At 67.8% G+C, this 18336-nt stretch carries 16 protein-coding genes and 3 pseudogenes; 10 read left to right on the top strand and 9 right to left on the bottom strand.

What is annotated here, in order from left to right:
- Positions 1-146: 146 nt before the first annotated feature.
- Together GBRO_RS16165 and GBRO_RS16160 are read right to left on the bottom strand one after the other, a co-directional pair.
- Positions 147-650: pseudogene (locus GBRO_RS16165) on the bottom strand (O-acetyl-ADP-ribose deacetylase); the annotation flags it as partial.
- On the bottom strand, positions 647-1546 hold the full coding sequence (locus GBRO_RS16160) for a LysR family transcriptional regulator (protein WP_012834969.1): 900 nt from the start codon (positions 1544-1546) through the stop codon (positions 647-649). The gene GBRO_RS16160 and the pseudogene GBRO_RS16165, both read right to left, overlap by 4 nt.
- 107 nt (positions 1547-1653) lie before the next feature.
- Between GBRO_RS16160 and GBRO_RS16155 the strand changes: the two are divergent.
- Together GBRO_RS16155 and GBRO_RS16150 are read left to right on the top strand one after the other, a co-directional pair.
- Positions 1654-2447, top strand: a pseudogene (locus GBRO_RS16155) (SDR family oxidoreductase).
- Between the two features lie 41 nt (positions 2448-2488).
- Complete coding sequence (locus tag GBRO_RS16150; RefSeq protein ID WP_012834967.1) at positions 2489-2812, top strand: nuclear transport factor 2 family protein; 324 nt, start codon at positions 2489-2491, stop codon at positions 2810-2812.
- A gap of 8 nt (positions 2813-2820) precedes the next feature.
- Here the strand turns inward: GBRO_RS16150 and GBRO_RS16145 are convergent, their stop codons facing one another.
- Complete coding sequence (locus GBRO_RS16145; RefSeq protein WP_012834966.1) at positions 2821-3486, bottom strand: ACT domain-containing protein; 666 nt, start codon at positions 3484-3486, stop codon at positions 2821-2823.
- 46 nt (positions 3487-3532) lie between these two features.
- On the opposite strand from GBRO_RS16145, the gene GBRO_RS16140 reads away from it, so the two are divergent.
- From GBRO_RS16140 to gatA, 3 genes are all read left to right on the top strand, one after another.
- The gene (locus tag GBRO_RS16140) at positions 3533-3934 is read left to right on the top strand and encodes a VOC family protein (RefSeq protein ID WP_196775875.1); all 402 of its coding nucleotides are present in this window, start codon (positions 3533-3535) and stop codon (positions 3932-3934) included.
- 93 nt (positions 3935-4027) lie between these two features.
- A complete protein-coding gene (gene gatC / locus GBRO_RS16135; protein ID WP_012834964.1) occupies positions 4028-4339 on the top strand; it encodes an Asp-tRNA(Asn)/Glu-tRNA(Gln) amidotransferase subunit GatC in 312 nt (103 codons plus the stop codon).
- On the top strand, positions 4336-5823 hold the full coding sequence (gene gatA, locus GBRO_RS16130) for an Asp-tRNA(Asn)/Glu-tRNA(Gln) amidotransferase subunit GatA (RefSeq protein WP_012834963.1): 1488 nt from the start codon (positions 4336-4338) through the stop codon (positions 5821-5823). Before gatC ends, gatA begins: the two co-directional genes overlap by 4 nt.
- Positions 5824-5830: 7 nt before the next feature.
- Here the strand turns inward: gatA and GBRO_RS16125 are convergent, their stop codons facing one another.
- Positions 5831-7033 (bottom strand): alpha/beta-hydrolase family protein, encoded by a 1203-nt coding sequence (locus GBRO_RS16125; RefSeq protein WP_052298290.1) that lies wholly within the window; start codon positions 7031-7033, stop codon positions 5831-5833.
- Positions 7000-7695 carry a hypothetical protein gene (locus GBRO_RS25785; RefSeq protein WP_012834961.1) on the bottom strand — a complete coding sequence of 232 codons (696 nt, stop codon included), beginning with the start codon at positions 7693-7695 and terminating at the stop codon, positions 7000-7002. Before GBRO_RS25785 ends, GBRO_RS16125 begins: the two co-directional genes overlap by 34 nt.
- A 179-nt stretch (positions 7696-7874) precedes the next feature.
- Here GBRO_RS25785 and GBRO_RS16115 point away from each other — a divergent pair, with 179 nt between their 5' ends.
- The 3 genes from GBRO_RS16115 to GBRO_RS16105 all read left to right on the top strand — a co-directional run bounded on the left by GBRO_RS16115 (position 7875) and on the right by GBRO_RS16105 (position 11022).
- Positions 7875-9143, top strand: a complete 1269-nt coding sequence (locus GBRO_RS16115) for a sensor histidine kinase (RefSeq protein WP_012834960.1) — start codon at positions 7875-7877, stop codon at positions 9141-9143.
- A gap of 45 nt (positions 9144-9188) precedes the next feature.
- Complete coding sequence (locus tag GBRO_RS16110) at positions 9189-9875, top strand: LuxR C-terminal-related transcriptional regulator (protein ID WP_012834959.1); 687 nt, start codon at positions 9189-9191, stop codon at positions 9873-9875.
- A 112-nt stretch (positions 9876-9987) separates the two neighbouring features.
- On the top strand, positions 9988-11022 hold the full coding sequence (locus tag GBRO_RS16105) for a 6-phosphofructokinase (RefSeq protein WP_012834958.1): 1035 nt from the start codon (positions 9988-9990) through the stop codon (positions 11020-11022).
- A 183-nt stretch (positions 11023-11205) separates the two neighbouring features.
- On the opposite strand, the pseudogene GBRO_RS27085 reads toward GBRO_RS16105, so the two are convergent.
- Positions 11206-11421, bottom strand: a pseudogene (locus GBRO_RS27085) (PspC domain-containing protein); the annotation flags it as partial.
- A gap of 153 nt (positions 11422-11574) precedes the next feature.
- Between GBRO_RS27085 and gatB the strand changes: the two are divergent.
- Positions 11575-13080 carry an Asp-tRNA(Asn)/Glu-tRNA(Gln) amidotransferase subunit GatB gene (gatB, locus tag GBRO_RS16095; protein ID WP_012834956.1) on the top strand — a complete coding sequence of 502 codons (1506 nt, stop codon included), beginning with the start codon at positions 11575-11577 and terminating at the stop codon, positions 13078-13080.
- A 30-nt stretch (positions 13081-13110) separates the two neighbouring features.
- On the opposite strand, the gene GBRO_RS16090 is transcribed toward gatB, so the two are convergent.
- Positions 13111-14208: a PQQ-dependent sugar dehydrogenase gene (locus GBRO_RS16090; protein ID WP_012834955.1), complete on the bottom strand. Its 1098-nt coding sequence runs from the start codon at positions 14206-14208 to the stop codon at positions 13111-13113.
- Positions 14209-14384: 176 nt separating this feature from the next.
- Between GBRO_RS16090 and GBRO_RS16085 the strand changes: the two genes are divergently transcribed.
- Entirely contained in the window at positions 14385-15602 is a 1218-nt protein-coding gene (locus GBRO_RS16085; RefSeq protein WP_012834954.1) for a DoxX family protein, read from the top strand.
- Between the two features lie 101 nt (positions 15603-15703).
- On the opposite strand, the gene ilvD is transcribed toward GBRO_RS16085, so the two are convergent.
- Both ilvD and GBRO_RS16075 read right to left on the bottom strand, forming a co-directional pair.
- Positions 15704-17548, bottom strand: coding sequence for a dihydroxy-acid dehydratase (ilvD, locus tag GBRO_RS16080; RefSeq protein WP_012834953.1), 1845 nt, complete (start codon positions 17546-17548; stop codon positions 15704-15706).
- A 260-nt stretch (positions 17549-17808) separates the two neighbouring features.
- Positions 17809-18282, bottom strand: coding sequence for a PH domain-containing protein (locus GBRO_RS16075; protein WP_041920602.1), 474 nt, complete (start codon positions 18280-18282; stop codon positions 17809-17811).
- Positions 18283-18336 lie beyond the last annotated feature (54 nt).

Genomic DNA, 18336 nt, shown 5'->3' with positions numbered 1-18336 from the left:
CCACCCTGGCCTGCGCCGGTGAATCCGACTTGGCTGCGTCAGTTCGGAGTTCACCCTCAGGGAGCGTGGGGTGGGCGTCGGGGGCGTTGCGCTCGTCGCACGTCAGCAGCGGAAATGGTTGGCGCATCCGAGGATCGGTCTGAGCCGAGTGCTTCTTCAAAGGCGCGGTAGGTGGTGGCGTCGAACAACACGAATCGCACCTCGGTGACCGAGGTGTCCGCATCGCGGACGGTGTCGACCGCTTTGCGGGCGCCGTCGTCGATGGGCCACCCGTAGACGCCGGTCGAGATCGCCGGGAAGGCAACCGTCGTCGCCCCGAGTTCGTCTGCGAGACGGAGAGATTCGCGATAGCAGGAGATCAGTGTTGACGACCGGTCCGGTGACTTCGCGTACACGGGCCCGACGGTGTGGATGACCCACCGGGCGTCGAGGTCACCGGCGGTGGTGGCCACGGCCTGTCCGGCGGGTAGTCCCTCGGGGAACCGTGTCGCCCGTAACTCCTTGCATTCGGCGAGGATTCGCGGTCCACCGCGCCGGTGGATCGCGCCGTCGACACCCCCGCCACCGAGGAGCGACGAGTTGGCTGCATTGACGACGGCATCGACCGACTCGGCGGTGATGTCGCCCTGGACGAGAATGATCTCGGTCATGAATCCATCTGTAGCAGAGCGGCTCGAAATACGGACTCGGTGTGCGGAATCCACAGTGCCTGAACAGGAACCAGTGGTGCCGGATCGAGCTCGATGACCACCGCGCGCCCGCGGTGGAGCGGTCCGGCCGGTTCGGTGACGAATGCGCAGACCTCGTCGTCACGCAGGACCGCCGTCGACGGTGGTGTGCCCTGGATCGGGTCGACTCGCAACTCGGGCTCGAATCCACTACGGCGGCAATGCGCTACGAGGAAGTCGGTGTAGAACGACTGATGCTCGGGGGCCCAGACCATGATCGGGTACGACGCGATCTGCGGCATCGTCAGACCTCGGTTGCCGGCCAGGGGATGGCGGATGCCGACGGCGACCCGGAGGCGGTGATAGGTGACGATCGCCGACGCGAGACCCGGCGGCGTCGCCACGCCGCGTCTCAACACCAGATCCACCGAACCGTCGAGGAGCTCGTCGCGGAACGCTGCCGGAAAGAGTTGCCGTGCGGTCACCGCGCAGTCGCCATGGCGGTCGAGGCCGGCACCGATGATGTCGTAGACCTCGCCGCCGGTCAGTGCGGGTGAGTGGCCGATCACGAACGGGTCCGGGGTACCGGCCGCTGATTGTCGGACGTCACGAGCCAGACCGGCGGCGCCGGCCAGGAGCGACCGTGCACCCGCGTAGAGGCTGCGACCCGCGTCGGTCAGTGCGAGCTGGCGCCGCGATCGATCGAACAGCTCGACTCCGAGTTCGCGTTCGAGGGTGCGGATCGCCGCCGACAGCGCCTGCTGGGTCACGAACGTGCGAGCGGCGGCGTCGCTGAGCGTCGGTTCTTCGGCCACGGCGACGAATTGCTGGAGTCGTCGCGTGTCGAGTGGTGGCTCGGGGATCGGGGTGGTGCTCACCCGACCAGCATAGACAAAGCTGATGTGTAGAAGATCCACTTATGTTCGTTTGAACTTGTATCAACCTGCCCATACGTTTGGGACAACCGGACGACGAAAGGATGACGATGACTCAGACAGACACCACACAGACGAACTCCCCGACCAATCACGAGACCCCGCTGGCCGGAAAGACCGCGGTGGTCGCTGCCGGCGCCAAGAACCTCGGTGGCCTGATCTCAACCAGGCTGGCGGGTCTCGGCGCCGATGTCGCCGTGCACTACAACAGCGACAGTTCGCGCGCGGACGCCGAGAAGACACAGGCCGCGATCGCCGAACTCGGGACGAAAGCGATTCTCGTGCAAGGTGATCTCACGCTTCCGGTCAACGTCACGACACTCTTCGACCAGGCCGTGGACGCCTTCGGCGGTGTCGACATCGCGATCAACACGGTGGGCAAGGTGCTGCGCAAGCCGATTGTCGAGACCACCGAAGACGAGTACGACGACATGTTCGCGATCAACTCCAAGGCGGCCTTCTTCTTCTTGCAGGAGGCGGGTAAGCGGTGCAACGACGATGCCACGATCATCACCATCGTCACCTCGCTGCTGGCCGCGTACACCGACGGCTATGCGACATACGCCGGGGAAAGAGCCCGGTGGAGCACTTCACCCGCGCCGCGTCCAAGGAGTTCGCCGATCGTGGCATCAGGGTCAACAGCATCGCACCGGGTCCGATGGACACCCCGTTCTTCTACCCGCAAGAGACGCCGGAGCGGGTGGAGTTCCACAAGTCGCAGGCGCTCGGCAACCGACTGACGGCCATCGAGGACATCGCACCGATCGCGACATTCCTGTGCACCGACGGCGGGTGGATCACCGGCCAGACACTCTTCGCCAACGGTGGTTACACCACGCGGTGAGGCGAAGCGTCCGAGATCCCCACGGCACTGAAGGAGAAATCATGGTCTACGAAGTTCCGTCCCCGGTGCAGGCGTCGGTGGACGCCACCAACGCGGGCGACCTCGAGGCATTCCTCGCGAGTTTCACGCCGGACGGCGTGGTCGACGACTGGGGCCGGGTATTCACCGGCCCAGCCGAGATCACCGAGTGGAGCAACAACGAGTACATCGGCAAGAAACTGACGCTGGAGGTCACCTCGACTCGGAGCGAAGGTGATGTCACCACAGTGATCGCCGATGTCGGCGGCGACGGATTCAACGGTCCGTCCACCTTCATCTACGCCGTCGACGGCGACCGTGTGGCGCGGATGACGATCCGCGAGTAGGGATGTCGTCAGTCGGCCCGCAGCACCGTGCTGACGATCCCGGCGAGGTAACCCAGTCGCGCGATCTCCGACGGCCGGAAATCGGGCCCACCGGCCCGGCCGAGCAGGATGGCCTTCGTCCCCGATCCCAGGGGTGCGGCGGCCATCCGGGTATCCGCCTCACGCCACGCGTCGGGGACCCAGTCGCCGTCGGGATCGAGCTGGGTGGCGTGCTCGACGGGGAGCCAGTCGGCCCGGGTCAGGGGGGTCTCCGGTGCGCCGGAGGAACCGAACAACCGCAGCACTCCGCTGCCGCCCCTCGTCAGCACCATCGCCCACGACACCCGCAGGACTCGTGGGGCGTTGTCCACCAGGATCTGCAGGCGATCGGTGTCACCGGTGGCGACCCGGTCGACCAGTTCGAGTTCGCGGTGAGTGTCGAGCACGCCCGCATAGGGACGGATCGAGTCCACGCGGACACCCTTCACCTTCTCGGCGGCCGTGATCAGACTGTCGGGCAAAGCGCCGGGAGCGACATCGACCACCAGGTCGTCGACCGCGTAACCGTCACCGCGTTCGACGACCTCGAGGGACAGGATGTCGGCTCCCACCGAGCCGAGTTGCACGGCGAGCAGTCCCAGACTGCCCGGCCGGTCCTGGAGATACACCCGCAGCAGGTACGACACGTGCGACATTCTCGCACTCGTCGATGACGGATGCGTATCGAGTTACCGTCGAGGCGTGAGTGATCATCCTCCCATGTCCGGACTGCACCACTTGACACTCACGGTGTCGGATCTCGATGTGAGTCTCGAGTGGTATCACCGCGTTCTCGGGTTCGCCGAGGTGATGCGCTCCGACGACGGCGGCCTGCACCGGGCGTTGATGTCGCGACCCGACTGCGTACCGATCAGCTTTGTCGCGCACGGTGATTCGGCCATCGACGGGGAATTCGACGAACGGCGCGTCGGACTGGACCATGTGGGCTTCGCGGTGGCCGACCACGCCGCGCTCACGCAGTGGCTCGCAGTGCTCGACGCACACGGGGTGACACGCTCGGAACCGGTGCACGGAGTGTTCGGGTGGGCGCTCAATTTTCGTGATCCCGACAACATCGCGCTGGAGTTCTACACCAGGGACTGACACCACCAACCGGTGGCTGAGGTGAGCGACGCCGCGGGGTTCCCATAGGCTGAAGGACGGCAGTTTTCGCCGACGGTGAGAAAGGATGATCCGGTGTCCGGTGAACCGAAGTCCATTTCCCGCGAGGAGGTCGCGCATCTCGCGCGACTGTCGCGGCTGGATCTGACCCCCGACGAACTCGACGTGTACGCCGAGCAACTCGACTCGATCCTCACCCACGTCGCCCAGGTGTCGGAGGTTGCCGCCGACGACGTGCCCGGCACCGCGCACCCCGCCGAACTCGCCAACGTGCTGCGCCCCGACGTCGTCGTCCCCGGACTGACGACCGAGCAGGCGCTGTCCGGCGCGCCGGCCGTCGAGCAGGACCGTTTCGCCGTGCCGCAGATCCTGGGGGAGGAACAGTGAGCGAACCCCGCTCCGCCAATGACATCACCGGGCTGTCCGCCGCCGAACTCGCCGGCAAGATCGCCGCGCGTGAACTGTCCTCGGTCGAGGTGACGCAGGCCCATCTCGACCGGATCGCCGAGATCGACGATCAGCTCGGCGCGTTCCTGCATGTCAGCGGTGCCGAAGCACTCGTGGCCGCCAAGGCCGCCGATGACGCGATCGCGGCCGGGGAGGCCCCGTCGGCCCTCGCCGGTGTACCGATCGCGCTCAAGGACGTCTTCACCACCGTCGACGCGCCCACCACCTGCGGTTCCAAGATCCTCGAGGGCTGGGTACCCCCGTACGACGCGGCGGTCACCGAGCGTCTGCGCGCGGCTGGTATCCCGATCCTGGGCAAGACCAACATGGATGAGTTCGCCATGGGCTCGTCGACGGAGAACTCGGCCTATCAGGTGACCCGCAACCCGTGGGACACCTCGCGCGTCCCCGGTGGTTCGGGTGGCGGCAGCGCGGCCGCGCTCGCGTCCTATCAGGCGCCGCTGGCCATCGGTACCGATACCGGCGGCTCCATCCGGCAACCGGCGGCGGTGACCGCCACCGTCGGCGTCAAACCCACCTACGGAACCGTGTCGCGCTACGGGCTCGTCGCGTGTGCGTCGTCGCTGGATCAGGGTGGCCCGTGTGGGCGGACCGTCCTGGACACCGCGCTGCTGCACGAGGTGATCGCCGGACACGACGCCCGCGACTCCACCTCCATCGACACCCCTGTGCCCGACGTCGTGGCGGCCGCGCGCGCCGGGGCCGAACAGGATCTCACCGGGGTCCGCATCGGCGTGGTCACCGAACTCCAGGGCGAGGGATATCAGCCCGGTGTGCTGGAATCCTTCCGCAACGCGGTGCAGGTACTCACCGATCGCGGCGCCGAGGTGATCGAGGTCAGCTGCCCGCACTTCACCTACGCGCTGGGCGCCTACTACCTGATCCTGCCGTCGGAGGTGTCGAGTAACCTCGCGCGCTTCGACGCCATGCGCTACGGGTTGCGCGTCGGCGACGACGGCCACCACAGCGCCGAAGAGGTCATGGCGATGACCCGCGACCAGGGATTCGGCCCAGAAGTCAAGCGCCGCATCATGATCGGCACCTACGCGTTGTCCTCGGGTTACTACGACGCGTACTACGGCCAGGCACAGAAGGTGCGTACGCTGATCTCCCGCGACTTCACCGCCGCCTTCGAGAAGGTCGACGTACTGGTCTCGCCGACCACCCCCACCACGGCATTCCCGTTGGGGGAGAAGGTCGATGACCCGCTCGCCATGTACCTGTTCGACCTGTGCACCCTGCCGGTCAACCTGGCCGGGATCGGCGCCATGTCGGTCCCGTCGGGTCTCTCGGCCGATGACGGACAGCCGGTGGGGCTGCAGATCATGGCGCCCGCCCTCGCCGATGATCGGCTCTACCGGATCGGCGCATCCTACGAGGCGGCGCGCGGCCCGATCGGCTGACCTGCGATCACCCGTCCGGGATCGCCACCTGATCGCTCCCGTAACGGTGTCCGGTACCGGCGGGTCCGTCGAGCGCGCCGAGTAGGTCGACACTGGTCTGCAGGAAGCTCAGTAACGGCACCCAGGGGGCGCTCGTGGCCGGGCGACCGGTGTGCACCGTTCCGTCCGGTTCCGAGGGCGCGCGCCACATCGACCGTAATGACCAGCGCGTCACGGGATCGCTCCGGTTGACCACCACCGACCGCGGGGTCGCCGACGACGTGGCGACGCTGCCCTCCGGCGGAGCGACCAGGACGGTGCCGGTGAGCACGCCGCGATGTCGGGTCTCGAGGTGGCGGCGGGCCTCGTCGGCGCCGATCGCGCCCAGGCTCTGGCCGTAGAGAAACACCTGTGGACGGTGTTGGCGCGCTTGATGTTCCACTGCGCGTGCCAGCTGCTCGGCCAGCGCCACCGCGGAGCGGCCGGCGGCTGATCGGTCGGAGACGAAGGCCCGCCACGACGACATGTCACTGTAGGGCAGGCTCAGGATCGTCACGCCGTCGCCGAACCGCGTGCGAAAGCCGCCCACAGCCGAGGTGTCGACCCATCCGGAGCCGGTCGGTACCGCGATCACCACCGCCCGTCGACCCATTCCGCCTGACTCGACCCAACGGGCGACGACATCGCGGGCCTCGGCGTCGAAATCCGCCGGACCGAGGGAACCCAGCAGAACCTGCTGATCGCCGGGACGGCTCGGTGTGGCATGGGCACCGGCGGGGATCAGGCCGAGGGCGAGCGCGCCGGCAGCCGCGATGACGCCGACCATCCGCGGCATCCGAACCACACCGGTCGCCGTCATCGCGGGTACGACGAGAACGGCCACGTACCAAGCAATTCCGGGCGCCGGAACCCCGAGATCCGCACTCAACGTCACCTGCCGGTGGCCCGCAAGCGCAACGGCGGCGAGAACGACGACGCCGCCCGCACCCGCCCACCGCAGCCGCGCGGCGTACCCGGCGCGACGGTGACCTGTCGCGACCACCAGACATCCGACGACAGCCGCGATGACCACCAGCGCGGTGGTGAACACTCCGCTGACCACGGCGGTGCGCGGCAGGGTTCCCGGGAACAGTGCGACGAGGTACCCGAGAACGGCCGACACGGTGATCGCCGGATGCGGGACGGGGATCTGCCGCATCACCGGAAGCCCCGGCCGATCGTCGTCCACCATTTCTGCGCCGTGGCACCGACGCTCTCGACGGCGCGTTCGGCGCTCGTCGAGATCAGGGCACCGATGCCCTCGCCGGCGATCGGAGGGCCGCCACGTTGTCGCCAGCTGTTCCACGCCAACGCGATTCGCGCCGTCTGGGCGGCGGCAACACAGGTTCCGACGGGCTCGTTGCAACTCGCGCGCATTCGCTCGATGAGCATGCGGTCGAGGGCGAATCGCGCCCACGGACCCAGTGGTGTCCCCTGGTGCGCAGCGGCGCGTAGGACGTCATAGCCGAAATCATGTGTGGCACAAAGAATCGTGAAGCGATCCGGCAGTGGGACGGGTGACGAGCAGTCGCCGGTGGGGTCGACCGGATAACCGTCTACGACAGGCGGGCGGTAGCCGAGCTCGTGGTGGAACGAATCGGGCAGGAGCGCGCGGGCATCGGCCGGGCGGGGACCGGTCAGCGCGACGATCACCGCCCCGTAGGGTGTGGTCGCCTGCGGTCCCGCGTCGTATCGCATTGTCGCGGTCGGCGAGTCGAGCGACGGCGTCGTCGCGCGCGCCGGCCCGCCGGACAGGATGAGGGAGACAGCGACAGCCAGTGCGACGGTGACAGCAGCAGTGGAGTCAGACAGGGCAGGAAAGATCGTTCTTCTCAATCGTTCTCGGGTGACCATGCCCAGAGACGCTAGAAAGCTCAGGCACCCGCACGGATCGCCCGCCGGACCGACATGCCCATCAGCGATCCGGTGAACCCGGCCGGCGTCGGCGATACCCGGGAGTCACCCCGATTTCCCCCGAAAGTATGAGGACCGAGCAGAGTGCCGTCACTAGGGTGAGATGTGAGGTGATGACGATGTTCCGACGCACACGCCACCTACTGCGGGCCGCGGGGTCCGGGGCGGGTGAGTTGCTTGCCGACCTGCCGGCTGCGCGTGATCCAGCAGTGCGGCAATACTTTTCGTCGCGGTGGAACTGGTTCTTCCTGTTCGTCGCGCTGGTGATGTACTCGGTTGCCTGGCCGACGCTCCCGATGACCCACGATCTTCCGGCCTTCGCGTTGCCCGTGGTGGCTGCGTTCGCGGCGTGGCCGCTTGCCTTTGCATGGGCGGCGCCGGTGCAGGCGTGGGGGGTGTCGGTTGTCTCGGCGCAGGTGATCGGCGTGGTGGTTCCCGCGGCCAACGACTGGCCGTGGGGCATCGGGGTGCCGCACCTGATCGTCCTGCTGGTGGTGACATTCTGTGCTCTCGCGCGTGGCCCGTTGCGCTGGCTGCCGGTGATCTGGCTGGCCACCGCGGTCGTGCTGTTCACGGTCGCACCACCCGAGGCCCGCGCGGGGTGGGTCTTCGGTATCTCGGTGATGGCTGTCGTCGTGGCGCTGATGCGAGCCCTGGTCCGCTCGCGGCGTCTCCTCGCGCAGCGCACCGAGGAGACGGAACTGGCCGAATCGCAGAAGGCCATACTGACCGAACGCACCCGCATCGCACGCGATCTGCACGACATCGTCGCGCACCGGATGTCGGTGGTGGTGGTGATGGCGCAGACCGCGCGCTACCGCATCGACGGTGTGGACGGTGCGGTGGCCGAGGAATTCGACGCGATCGCCGACGCGGCCCGCTCCGCGCTCGACGAGGTACGGCAGATGCTGGGCGTGCTACGGCTCGACGCGGAGGCATCGTCGGCGCCGAGTCCCGGTCTGGCGGAACTCGAATCGCTGGTGGCCGCGACGCGTCGGGCCGGTGCGGAGGTCACGATGACCGATCGTCTCGATCACGCCCGGGTCGGCGACGCGTCGGCGCTCGTGGTGTACCGCGTAGTCCAGGAATCACTGGCCAACGCCACCCGGCACGCGCCCGGGGCGTCGATCGAGGTGAGCCTCGATCAGGTCGGCGACCGTGTCGAGGTTTCGGTCGTCAACGAGGCGCCGGTTCGCGACGTGGTGACGCTGAACGGCCCCGGCAGTGGCATCCCCGGCATGGTCGAGCGGATGCGGGCGGTCGGGGGCAACCTGATCGCGGTGCCCCGGACGGCCGGCGGTTTCCAGGTGACCGCGGTGCTGCCGGCGCGGGCGCCGAGCACACAGGTGACCGAGGTCGAGGTGGCGTCGGTGCGAGGGCCACTCTGATGCCCGCAGGCGCGGCCGGCGCCGTCGGTCGATAGGCTTTCCGACGTGCCGATCACCGTTGTCATCGCCGACGATCAGGCCATGGTGCGCCAAGGGTTTTCGGCGCTGCTCGCCGCTCAGCCCGACATCTCGGTACTCGGCGACGCCTCCGATGGCGCCGAGGCCGTCGAGGTGTGCGCGCGGGCGCGTCCCGACGTGGTGCTGATGGATGTCCGCATGCCGCGACGCGACGGCCTGTGGGCGGCCGAGCAGGTGTTACGCGTGCAGGGACCCGGGAACGGTGCGGGCGCATCGGGTTCCGATACGTCCGGGGTCACCAGGGTGTTGATGCTGACCACCTTCGACATCGACGACTACGTCTACGAGGCACTCCGGATCGGGGCATCGGGCTTCATGCTCAAAGACGCACCCGCCGACGAACTGGTGCGGGCGGTGCGCGTGGTCGCCGCCGGCGAGGCGTTGCTCGCGCCGTCCATCACGCGTCGGCTGATCACCGAGGTCACCTCGAGACGTACTCGGCGCAAGCCGAATCCGGCGCTCGCGTCGCTGACGCCCCGGGAGCGCGAGGTGCTCGATCTGGTGGCTGAGGGAAAGTCCAACGCGGAGATCGGCGCTGAGTTGTTCGTCGCCGAGCAGACGGTGAAGACCCATGTGAGCAACGTCCTCGCGAAGCTCGGTCTCCGCGATCGGGCGCAGGCCGTGGTGTTCGCCTACGAAAACGGACTCAAGTGAGCGGTTGATGTTCGCCTCGCCAACCGGCGGGCGTCGAAACCACCCGGCCTAAACACGGGGGATGGCCTAGATTGGACCTGTTGCGTCCGCTCGGCAGGAGGGTTTCACCACAATGGCCAAGAGGTTCGGCATTCTCACGTCCGGCGGCGACTGTCCCGGACTGAACGCGGTGATCCGCGGTGCGGTACTCAAAGGCGAGACCGTCTACGGCCATGAGTTCGTGGGTTTCAAGGACGGCTGGTACGGCCTGGTCTACGGCGACATCATGGAGCTGGACCGTACCCACGTACGCGGTCTGTCCAATCAGGGCGGCACCATCCTCGGCACCAGCCGTTTCGGCCCGTACACCGAGCCCGACGGTGGACCGGAGAACATCAAGAAGGTGCTCAAGAACCTCGAGATCGACGGCGTCATCGCCATCGGCGGAGACGGCACCGCGTCAGCCGCCAAACGGCTCCACGGCGACGGCATCAACATCGTCGGCGTCCCCAAGACCATCGACAACGACATCGACGCCACCGACTACACATTCGGGTTCAACACCGCGGTCGAGATCGCCACCGAGGCCATCGATCGGTTGCGCACCACCGGCAACTCGCACAAGCGGTGCATGGTCCTCGAGGTGATGGGACGGCACGCCGGCTGGATCGCCCTGCATTCGGGTATCGCCGGCGGTGCGCACGCGATCCTCATCCCAGAGCAGCCGGAGAGTCTCAACCAGATCTGCGCGTGGGTCACCAGCGTCAGGAATCGCGGTCGTGCGCCGATGGTGGTGGTGGCCGAGGGCTTCAAACTCCCGGACATGAAAGAGGAGTACTCGGTCAAGGGACTCGACGGGTTCAACCGTCCGCGACTCGGCGGGATCGGCGAGGTGCTGGCCCCGCTGATCGAGGAGCGCACCGGCATCGAGACGCGCGCCACCGTTCTCGGACACATCCAGCGCGGTGGTGTGCCGACCGCGTGGGATCGGGTGCTCGCCACCCGGATGGGCATGGCGGTCGCCGACCTGGTGGCCGAGGGTGGCTGGGGTCAGATGGTCGCCCTGCACGGCACCGAGATCAACCGCATCACCTTCGACGAGGCGGTGGGCAAGCTCAAGCAGGTGCCGCAGGACCAGTACCAGGAGATCCGGGTCATCTTCGGCTGAACCGGGGGCCTACTTCTCGGGCGACCCGTCGGTGTCATCCGTCGGAGCCTGCGGTGTCTGGGGTGTCTCCGTGGCCCCGGGGTAGCTCGGCGGCAGATTCGACGGTGCGGCGACAACCGGCGGCGTGGTGTCGTCCAAGCCGGTGTCTGCCAAACCGGTGACGAGTGGGGTCGCGGTGTGCACCGGCTCGCGCGGGATGATGATCCAGAGCGCCAGATAGATCAGCACCTGTGGGCCCGGCAATAGGATCGACACCACGAACAGGGCGCGGACCAGCGCCGGGTCGAGGTTCCAGCGGGCGGCGATCCCGCCGCACACGCCGCCCAGCCACGCGTCGTCGCGGGACCGCGTGAGGCGTGGCGCGCCGGCGGTGGTGATCTCGGTGGGGGTGACGGTCATCGGAGTGCCTTTCGTGGTTGGGTATCTCGGATCGAGCATCCGCTCTGGTGCGGTGCTGTTCTCTCTTTCGACGCTACGAGCGGGACGCTGTCTCGGCATCGGTGATCACCCTGAAGATCCCCCGGGGATCGGGCCCCGCATAAACTGAACGCCATGACTGCCGCCGCCACCGAATTGCTGGACTACGACGAGGTCATCGCGGAGTTCGATCCCGTGATGGGCCTCGAGGTGCACGTCGAGCTATGCACCGCCACCAAGATGTTCTGCGGATGCCCGACCGCCTTCGGGGCCGAACCCAACACCCAGGTCTGCCCGGTGTGCATCGGGTTGCCGGGTTCGCTGCCGGTGGCCAACGCCAAGGCCATCGAGTCCGCGATCCGCATCGGACTCGCCCTGAACTGCTCGATTCGTCCGTCGAGCGTCTTCGCGCGGAAGAACTACTTCTATCCCGATCAGCCGAAGAACTACCAGATCTCGCAGTACGACGAGCCGATCGCCTACGACGGTCACCTCGATGTGGTGCTCGCCGACGGCACGCAGTGGCGGGTCGAGATCGAGCGCGCGCACATGGAAGAGGACACCGGCAAGTCGCTGCACATCGGTGGGGCCACCGGACGAATCCACGGTGCCAGCCACTCGCTGCTCGACTACAACCGTGCGGGTGTGCCGCTCGTCGAGATCGTCACCCGGCCGATCGTCGGCGCCGGGGACCGCGCTCCCGAGGTGGCCCGCGCCTACGTGACCGCCCTGCGTGATCTGCTCAAGGCGCTCGACGTATCCGATGTCCGGATGGACCAGGGATCGCTGCGCTGCGACGCCAACCTGTCGCTGATGCGTAAGGACGCAACGGAATTCGGCACCCGCACCGAGACCAAGAACGTGAACTCGCTGAAGAGTGTCGAGATCGCGGTGCGCTACGAGATGCGCCGGCAGGCCGCGGTCCTGCTGGCCGGCGGCGAGGTGGTGCAGGAGACCCGGCACTTCCACGAGACCGACGGAACCACCTCACCCGGCCGGCGCAAGGAGACCGCCGAGGACTACCGGTATTTCCCGGAGCCCGATCTTCCTCCCGTGCAACCGGATTCGTCGTGGGTCGCCGAACTCGCGACCACGCTTCCCGAACTGCCATGGGTGCGTCGCGCACGCATCCAGCAGGAGTGGGGGGTCTCCGACGAGGTCATGCGCGACCTGGTCAACGTGGGGGCCGTCGATCTGATCATCGCCACCGTCGACGCCGGTGCCGCACCCGAGGCGGCTCGCGGCTGGTGGGTGTCCTTCCTTGCCCAGCAAGCCAATTCGCGGGGCGTCGAACTCGCCGATCTCGCCATCACGCCGGCGCAGGTCGCCGAGATCATCGGCCTCGTGGACGAGGGCAAGCTGACCACCAAACTCGCCCAGCAGGTCGCGACGGCCGTCCTTGACGGTGAGGGCGAGCCCGCGCAGATCGTCGCCGACCGGGGGCTCGAGGTCGTCCGTGACGATTCGGCGCTGCAGAAGGCCGTCGACGACGCGCTCGCCGCCAACCCCGACATCGCCGAGAAGATCCGCGGCGGCAAGGTCGCGGCCGCCGGGAAGATCGTCGGCGATGTCATGAAAGCGACTCGCGGACAGGCTGATCCGGCGCGTGTGAAGGAGCTCGTGCTGGCCGCCTGCTCGTGATCTGAGTGTCCGGCGGGTGGATGTCGCGGGCTACGCCCGGTTGTCCCCGCTCGCGCCGCCCTGGATGATCGCCACGCGGTCGTCGTTGGGAGTGGGCCGGCCGCGCTCTTTGTTGAGGGTCGCGAACTGGATGAGGCCGTTGGGCAGGGCCGTCATCCGGCCCAGTGCGCCGTATCTACGTTCGAGTACCACCACGGGTGCGGTGATAGTCGGGCGCTCCCGGGTGGGTTCGTTGACGGCCTCGATGTGCTGGGTACGGGTCGTCGAGACGTAGATGCTGCCCGCGGCCGCCGCGCACCCGGCGATCTGGGGTTTGTCCGGCCAGGTCCACAGCACCTTGGGCCCGGCGTCCTCGATCGCCTGCAGACGGTCCTCGGTGGCGGTCTGATCGGCGACGTAGAGCGCACCGGTCGCCGGGTTGGGGCACAGTGCCACCGCCGAACCCATACCGGAGGCGAGGATTTTCGGTGGTGGGTTGGCGCCCGACCCGAGCGCGGTGACCAGCAGGATCTTTCCGGCCAGCGACGACCGGTCCGACGCCGCGGCGGGATTGCCGGCGTTGCCGGTGGCCACGATCAGCTCGGTGGGGGAGCGAAAGTACATCGACCCCATGTTTCCGGTGGCGCCCTTGGGAATTCCCACCAAAATCGGTTTCGCCACATCCCCCGGGGCGAGCCGGACGATGCGGTTGTCGGACGGGGTGGTGATCAGCGCATAGATCAGGCGATCCTGAGAATAGGTGGGCGAGAAGGCGAAATCGATGAGTCCGCCGTCGCCGGAGGAGTCCACCGGCACCGAGCCGAGCTCACGATGCGGGCCGTACCGCTGTTGGGTGATGATCTTGCCGGTGGTTCGCTCGGCCACCACGGTGGATTGTCCGCTCTCGTCGCCGGGCGCGATTCCGGCAGTCGATTCCAGGCAGGTCGCGATCACGGCGGGATCGGGGTCGATGCACGGGCCGCTCGGTGGCGACTGCGGCGGTGTCGACGTCGGCGGCGGCTCCGATTTGGGGGTGAAGGTGTTGTCGTTGGAGCTGAACGGCCCGGCCGCCCGCTGCTCATCCTGCGCACTGAAATCCGCACATCCGCTCACGGCGAGAGCCACCACCGCCGCACCGGTGACCACCACCCGCCATCGACCGAGTCCGGCACCGACGGACAACCGTCGGCGCCGACTCGTCCGCCGCCCCTCACGCATGCCGTCCAGACTAGTGGTGCGGGTAGGAGCAACCTGAGATCGCCTCATCTCCGACTCACCCGTCGGCCTCGGACGGCCCACCCCGAACAGGCCCTAGAGTCGGGAGAGTGAGCGAACGCGACAAGTCGACACAGCCTCCGACCAGTCCGTACGACGAACCGACCGGTCAGATCGAGGTGCCCACCGCTTCCGGAACCCCGTCGGCCGAGCCGACCGGAACTGCTGTGCCCCGTCGAACCCCCAAGCCCGACCGCGACGATTTCTACGAGCGTCACGCGCGCAGATCACCATCGCAGATGTCGCGGGTGGATGACCTCGACGACCTCGGACCCGACGAGGTGGAGACCCGGCGCGTCCGGCCACAGCCGGATGCCGACCCGAGCGAACCCACCGCCGTCATCGAACGACCACCGGTGGTGCCACGCCAGCCGAGCGGCCCGGATCCGACGGTCCCCGCGACCGGCGCCACGGCGGGCGTCACCGGATCAGCGGCTGCGACGGAGCGGTTCGCCGCCAACGATCCGGACGGAACCCGGGCCACCGACCCGGTGGGGGTACGACGCCCGGCGCCGCCGACCGAATCGGCGGAGCCGCTCGACACCGAAGCGGATCGAAGCGAGCCCGATCGGGTCGATACGGCACACTTCGCCTCGGTTCACCACGAGGACGAGATCCGCGGCACGGGTGATGGGGAGGCCATCGACGATCGTGACGTGCCCGCCGTCGTCGCAGCGGAGGATCTTCAGGAGGCGAAGGCCAAGGCCCGGCGCGGCACCCTCGACCTCGGGCTGCTGCTCCTGCGTGTCGCGGTCGGCGCCATCGCACTCGGGCACGGACTGCAGAAGTTGTTCGGCCTGTGGAATGGCCCGCGGCTCAGCGGTTTCGAGGACATGCTCGTCAACGCCCCGAACCCCGACATCGGGTTCAACGCCGATCTCGCCAAGCCGCTCGCCATCCTCGGTGCGGTGTCGGAGACAGTGGGCGGCGCGATGGTGATCCTCGGCCTTCTCACCCCGGTCGGTGCGTCGGCGATCCTGGGCACGATGCTCGTCGCCGCCACCTTCAAGGTCACCACCGCAGGTGGGTTCGCCTTCTTCGCGACCGACGGCGGCGTCGAATACGAGCTGATGCTTGCGGTCGCGGCCGCGGTCATCATACTCACCGGTCCGGGCCTGTACTCCCTGGACTTCCCGTACGGCTGGGCGCGCCGACCATTCCTCGGCTCGTTCCTCTGGCTGATCGTCGGCATCGCGGCCGCCGTACTCATCTGGGTGCTGTGCAACGGCACCAATCCGCTGAATTCACCGGGTAATCCCGGCAGCTGAGCGGGGTCATCGCAGAACGGGGTCATTCTAGAAAGGGGGTTGTAGTAGAAGGTCGCTTCTGGCGTGACCTTCTACTATGACGTCCCGACCGACTCCGAATCTCAGTCGACCTGCCGCACCGCGCCCCGGTCGGCCGAGGTGGCCAGTTTGGCGTAGGCGCGCAGCGCGGTGGTGACGGTACGTTCCCGATCCTTGGGCTGCCACGGACGTTCCGAGGCCTCCATCTTGGCGCGCCGTTCGGCGAGCACGGCGTCGGGAACCTGGACCGCAAGGGTGCGGGTCTTGACGTCGATGAGGATCGGATCGCCGTCCTCGACGAGGCCGATGGCCCCGCCCGACGCCGCCTCGGGTGACATGTGGCCCACCGACAATCCGGAGGATCCGCCGGAGAAACGGCCGTCGGTGATGAGCGCACATTTCTTGCCCATGCCAGTGCCCTTCATGAAGGCGGTGGGATGCAGCATCTCCTGCATACCGGGTCCGCCCGCGGGACCCTCGTAGCGCACCACCAGCACCTCACCGGCCTGGATGGTCTTGGACAGGATGACCTGCACGGCCTCCTCCTGGCTTTCGACCACCCGCGCCGGACCTTCGAAGTGCCAGAGGTCCTCGTCGATCCCGGCGGTCTTCAGCACGGCACCATCGGGGGCCAGGTTGCCGCGCAACACACACAGACCGCCTTCGACGGTGTAGGCGTGTTCGAGGTCGCGAATACAGCCACCGGCGGCGTCGGTGTCCAGCGAACTCCACCGGTTGGCGGTGGAGAACGGGGTGGTGGTGCGCACCCCGCCGGGGGCGGCGTGGAACAGTTCGACGGCCTCGTCGATCGCCTTGCCGCCACGGATGTCCCAGTCATCGAGGAAGGCGGCCATGGTCGGCGAGTGCACGGTGGAGGTGGTGTCGTCGAGCAGGCCGGCGCGCCGCAGTTCACCCAGGATCGCCGGGATTCCGCCCGCGCGATGGACGTCCTCCATATGGTAATCGGAGTTGGGCGACACCTTGGACAGACACGGGACGTTGCGGCTGATCTCGTCGATGACGGTCAGATCAAAGTCGGCGACCTCACCCTCCTGCGCGGCGGCGAGGATGTGCAGCACCGTGTTGGTCGACCCGCCCATCGCGACGTCGAGCGCCATCGCGTTGCGGAAAGCGGTGGGTGAGGCGATGTTTCGGGGGAGCACCGAGGCGTCGTCGTCGCGGTACCAGCGGTTGGCCGCGTCCACCACCACACGGCCGGCACGCTCGAACAGCGCTCGACGGGCCTCGTGGGTGGCCAGCGTGGAACCGTTGCCGGGCAAGGCGAGACCCAGTGCCTCGGTCAGGCAGTTCATCGAGTTCGCGGTGAACATGCCCGAACACGAACCGCAGGTGGGGCACGCGGACCGCTCGACCTCATCGAGCCCGTCCTGGTCGACGGCGCTGTTGGCCGACGCCGAGATGGTGGTGATCAGGTCCGACGACGGGTGTGCCACGTCCCCGACGACGACGGCCTTACCGGCCTCCATCGGTCCGCCGGAGACGAAGACGGTGGGGATGTTCAGGCGCATCGCGGCATTGAGCATGCCGGGGGTGATCTTGTCGCAGTTGGAGATACACACCAGCGCGTCCGCGGTGTGGGCGTTGACCATGTATTCGACAGAGTCGGCGATGATCTCGCGGCTGGGCAGCGAGTAGAGCATGCCGCCGTGACCCATGGCGATGCCGTCGTCGACGGCGATGGTGTGGAATTCGCGCGGCACACCGCCGGCTGCCCGCACCGCGTCGGCGACGATCTCGCCGACGTCCTTGAGGTGGACGTGGCCGGGAACGAACTGGGTGTAAGAGTTCGCGATGGCCACGATCGGCCTGCCGAAGTCGTCGTCGGTGAGACCTGCTGCGCGCCAGAGCGAACGGGCTCCGGCTGCTTCGCGTCCGACGGTGGTGGTGCGTGACCTCAGGGCTGGCATGTTTCCTCGATCTGATCGACTGCGGTGGCGCAGTGGGCGTCGGGCGATACCGGTATGGCTGATCCGGTGATGCCTGCGGACGCCCATGCACAACGTCGGTGGACGCCGAAGAAATTTCGCCGGGTTCCGGTGTGCCGGAAGCGGCGACCCGCCCGTGGGGCCGGGTCTGGCTGCGCTATCACAGGTGAGCGTACTCCGCGGCCATCGGGCCGAACAAAACCACCGACCGCCCCGGGTCGGGGCGGTCGGGGTGCGGGGTGTCAGTCCTGCGCGTCGGCGGCGGCCTTGAACGGGTCGGGTATCCGGCCGCCACTGGCCACCGACAGGCGGGGGAGATCGTCGAATCCGATGGCCGGCAGCCGCACACGGTCGCCGTCGGTGCGGACCGCACGCACGGCCGTCCAGCGCGGGAACTGCATGCCGGCCAGATCAGCCCAGGCCACCTCGCGGGTGCCGAAGGTGCCGACCGCCTGCAGCCCGTCCTCGGTGACCACGGTGCGCAGCCGGTGAATCCAGAGGCCCACGAGGATCGGGACGATCAGCGTCCAGCCCAGCCAGATCAGCGAGGTACCGGCGAGGATGATCGACACGATCGCGACCATCGGGACCGCGAAGTAGGAGACCCGGTTCAACCGGAACACGGCGGGCAGTTCCACCTGCTCGGCATCGGCGGTGGTGTCGCCCGACGGACGCGAAGCTGAGGGTTGCGGATCGAGAGGTGAATCAGTCGGCACATACTCATTGTGCCCGGCCGGTCCGCACGGCCCCGACACGAGGGGTCGACGACG

Origin of the sequence: Gordonia bronchialis DSM 43247 (genome assembly GCF_000024785.1) — a bacterium.
Taxonomy (GTDB): domain Bacteria; phylum Actinomycetota; class Actinomycetes; order Mycobacteriales; family Mycobacteriaceae; genus Gordonia; species Gordonia bronchialis.
This window is presented reverse-complemented; position numbering and strand designations above follow the sequence as displayed.

Coding starts and splice junctions, on each gene's coding strand:
- GBRO_RS16150 (WP_012834967.1), top strand. CDS start 2,489: ATGGTCTACGAAGTTCCGTCCCCGGTGCAGGCGTCGGTGGACGCCACC.
- GBRO_RS16145 (WP_012834966.1), bottom strand. CDS start 3,486: ATGTCGCACGTGTCGTACCTGCTGCGGGTGTATCTCCAGGACCGGCCG.
- GBRO_RS16125 (WP_052298290.1), bottom strand. CDS start 7,033: ATGGTGGACGACGATCGGCCGGGGCTTCCGGTGATGCGGCAGATCCCC.
- GBRO_RS25785 (WP_012834961.1), bottom strand. CDS start 7,695: ATGGTCACCCGAGAACGATTGAGAAGAACGATCTTTCCTGCCCTGTCT.
- GBRO_RS16115 (WP_012834960.1), top strand. CDS start 7,875: ATGTTCCGACGCACACGCCACCTACTGCGGGCCGCGGGGTCCGGGGCG.
- GBRO_RS16105 (WP_012834958.1), top strand. CDS start 9,988: ATGGCCAAGAGGTTCGGCATTCTCACGTCCGGCGGCGACTGTCCCGGA.
- gatB (WP_012834956.1), top strand. CDS start 11,575: ATGACTGCCGCCGCCACCGAATTGCTGGACTACGACGAGGTCATCGCG.
- ilvD (WP_012834953.1), bottom strand. CDS start 17,548: ATGCCAGCCCTGAGGTCACGCACCACCACCGTCGGACGCGAAGCAGCC.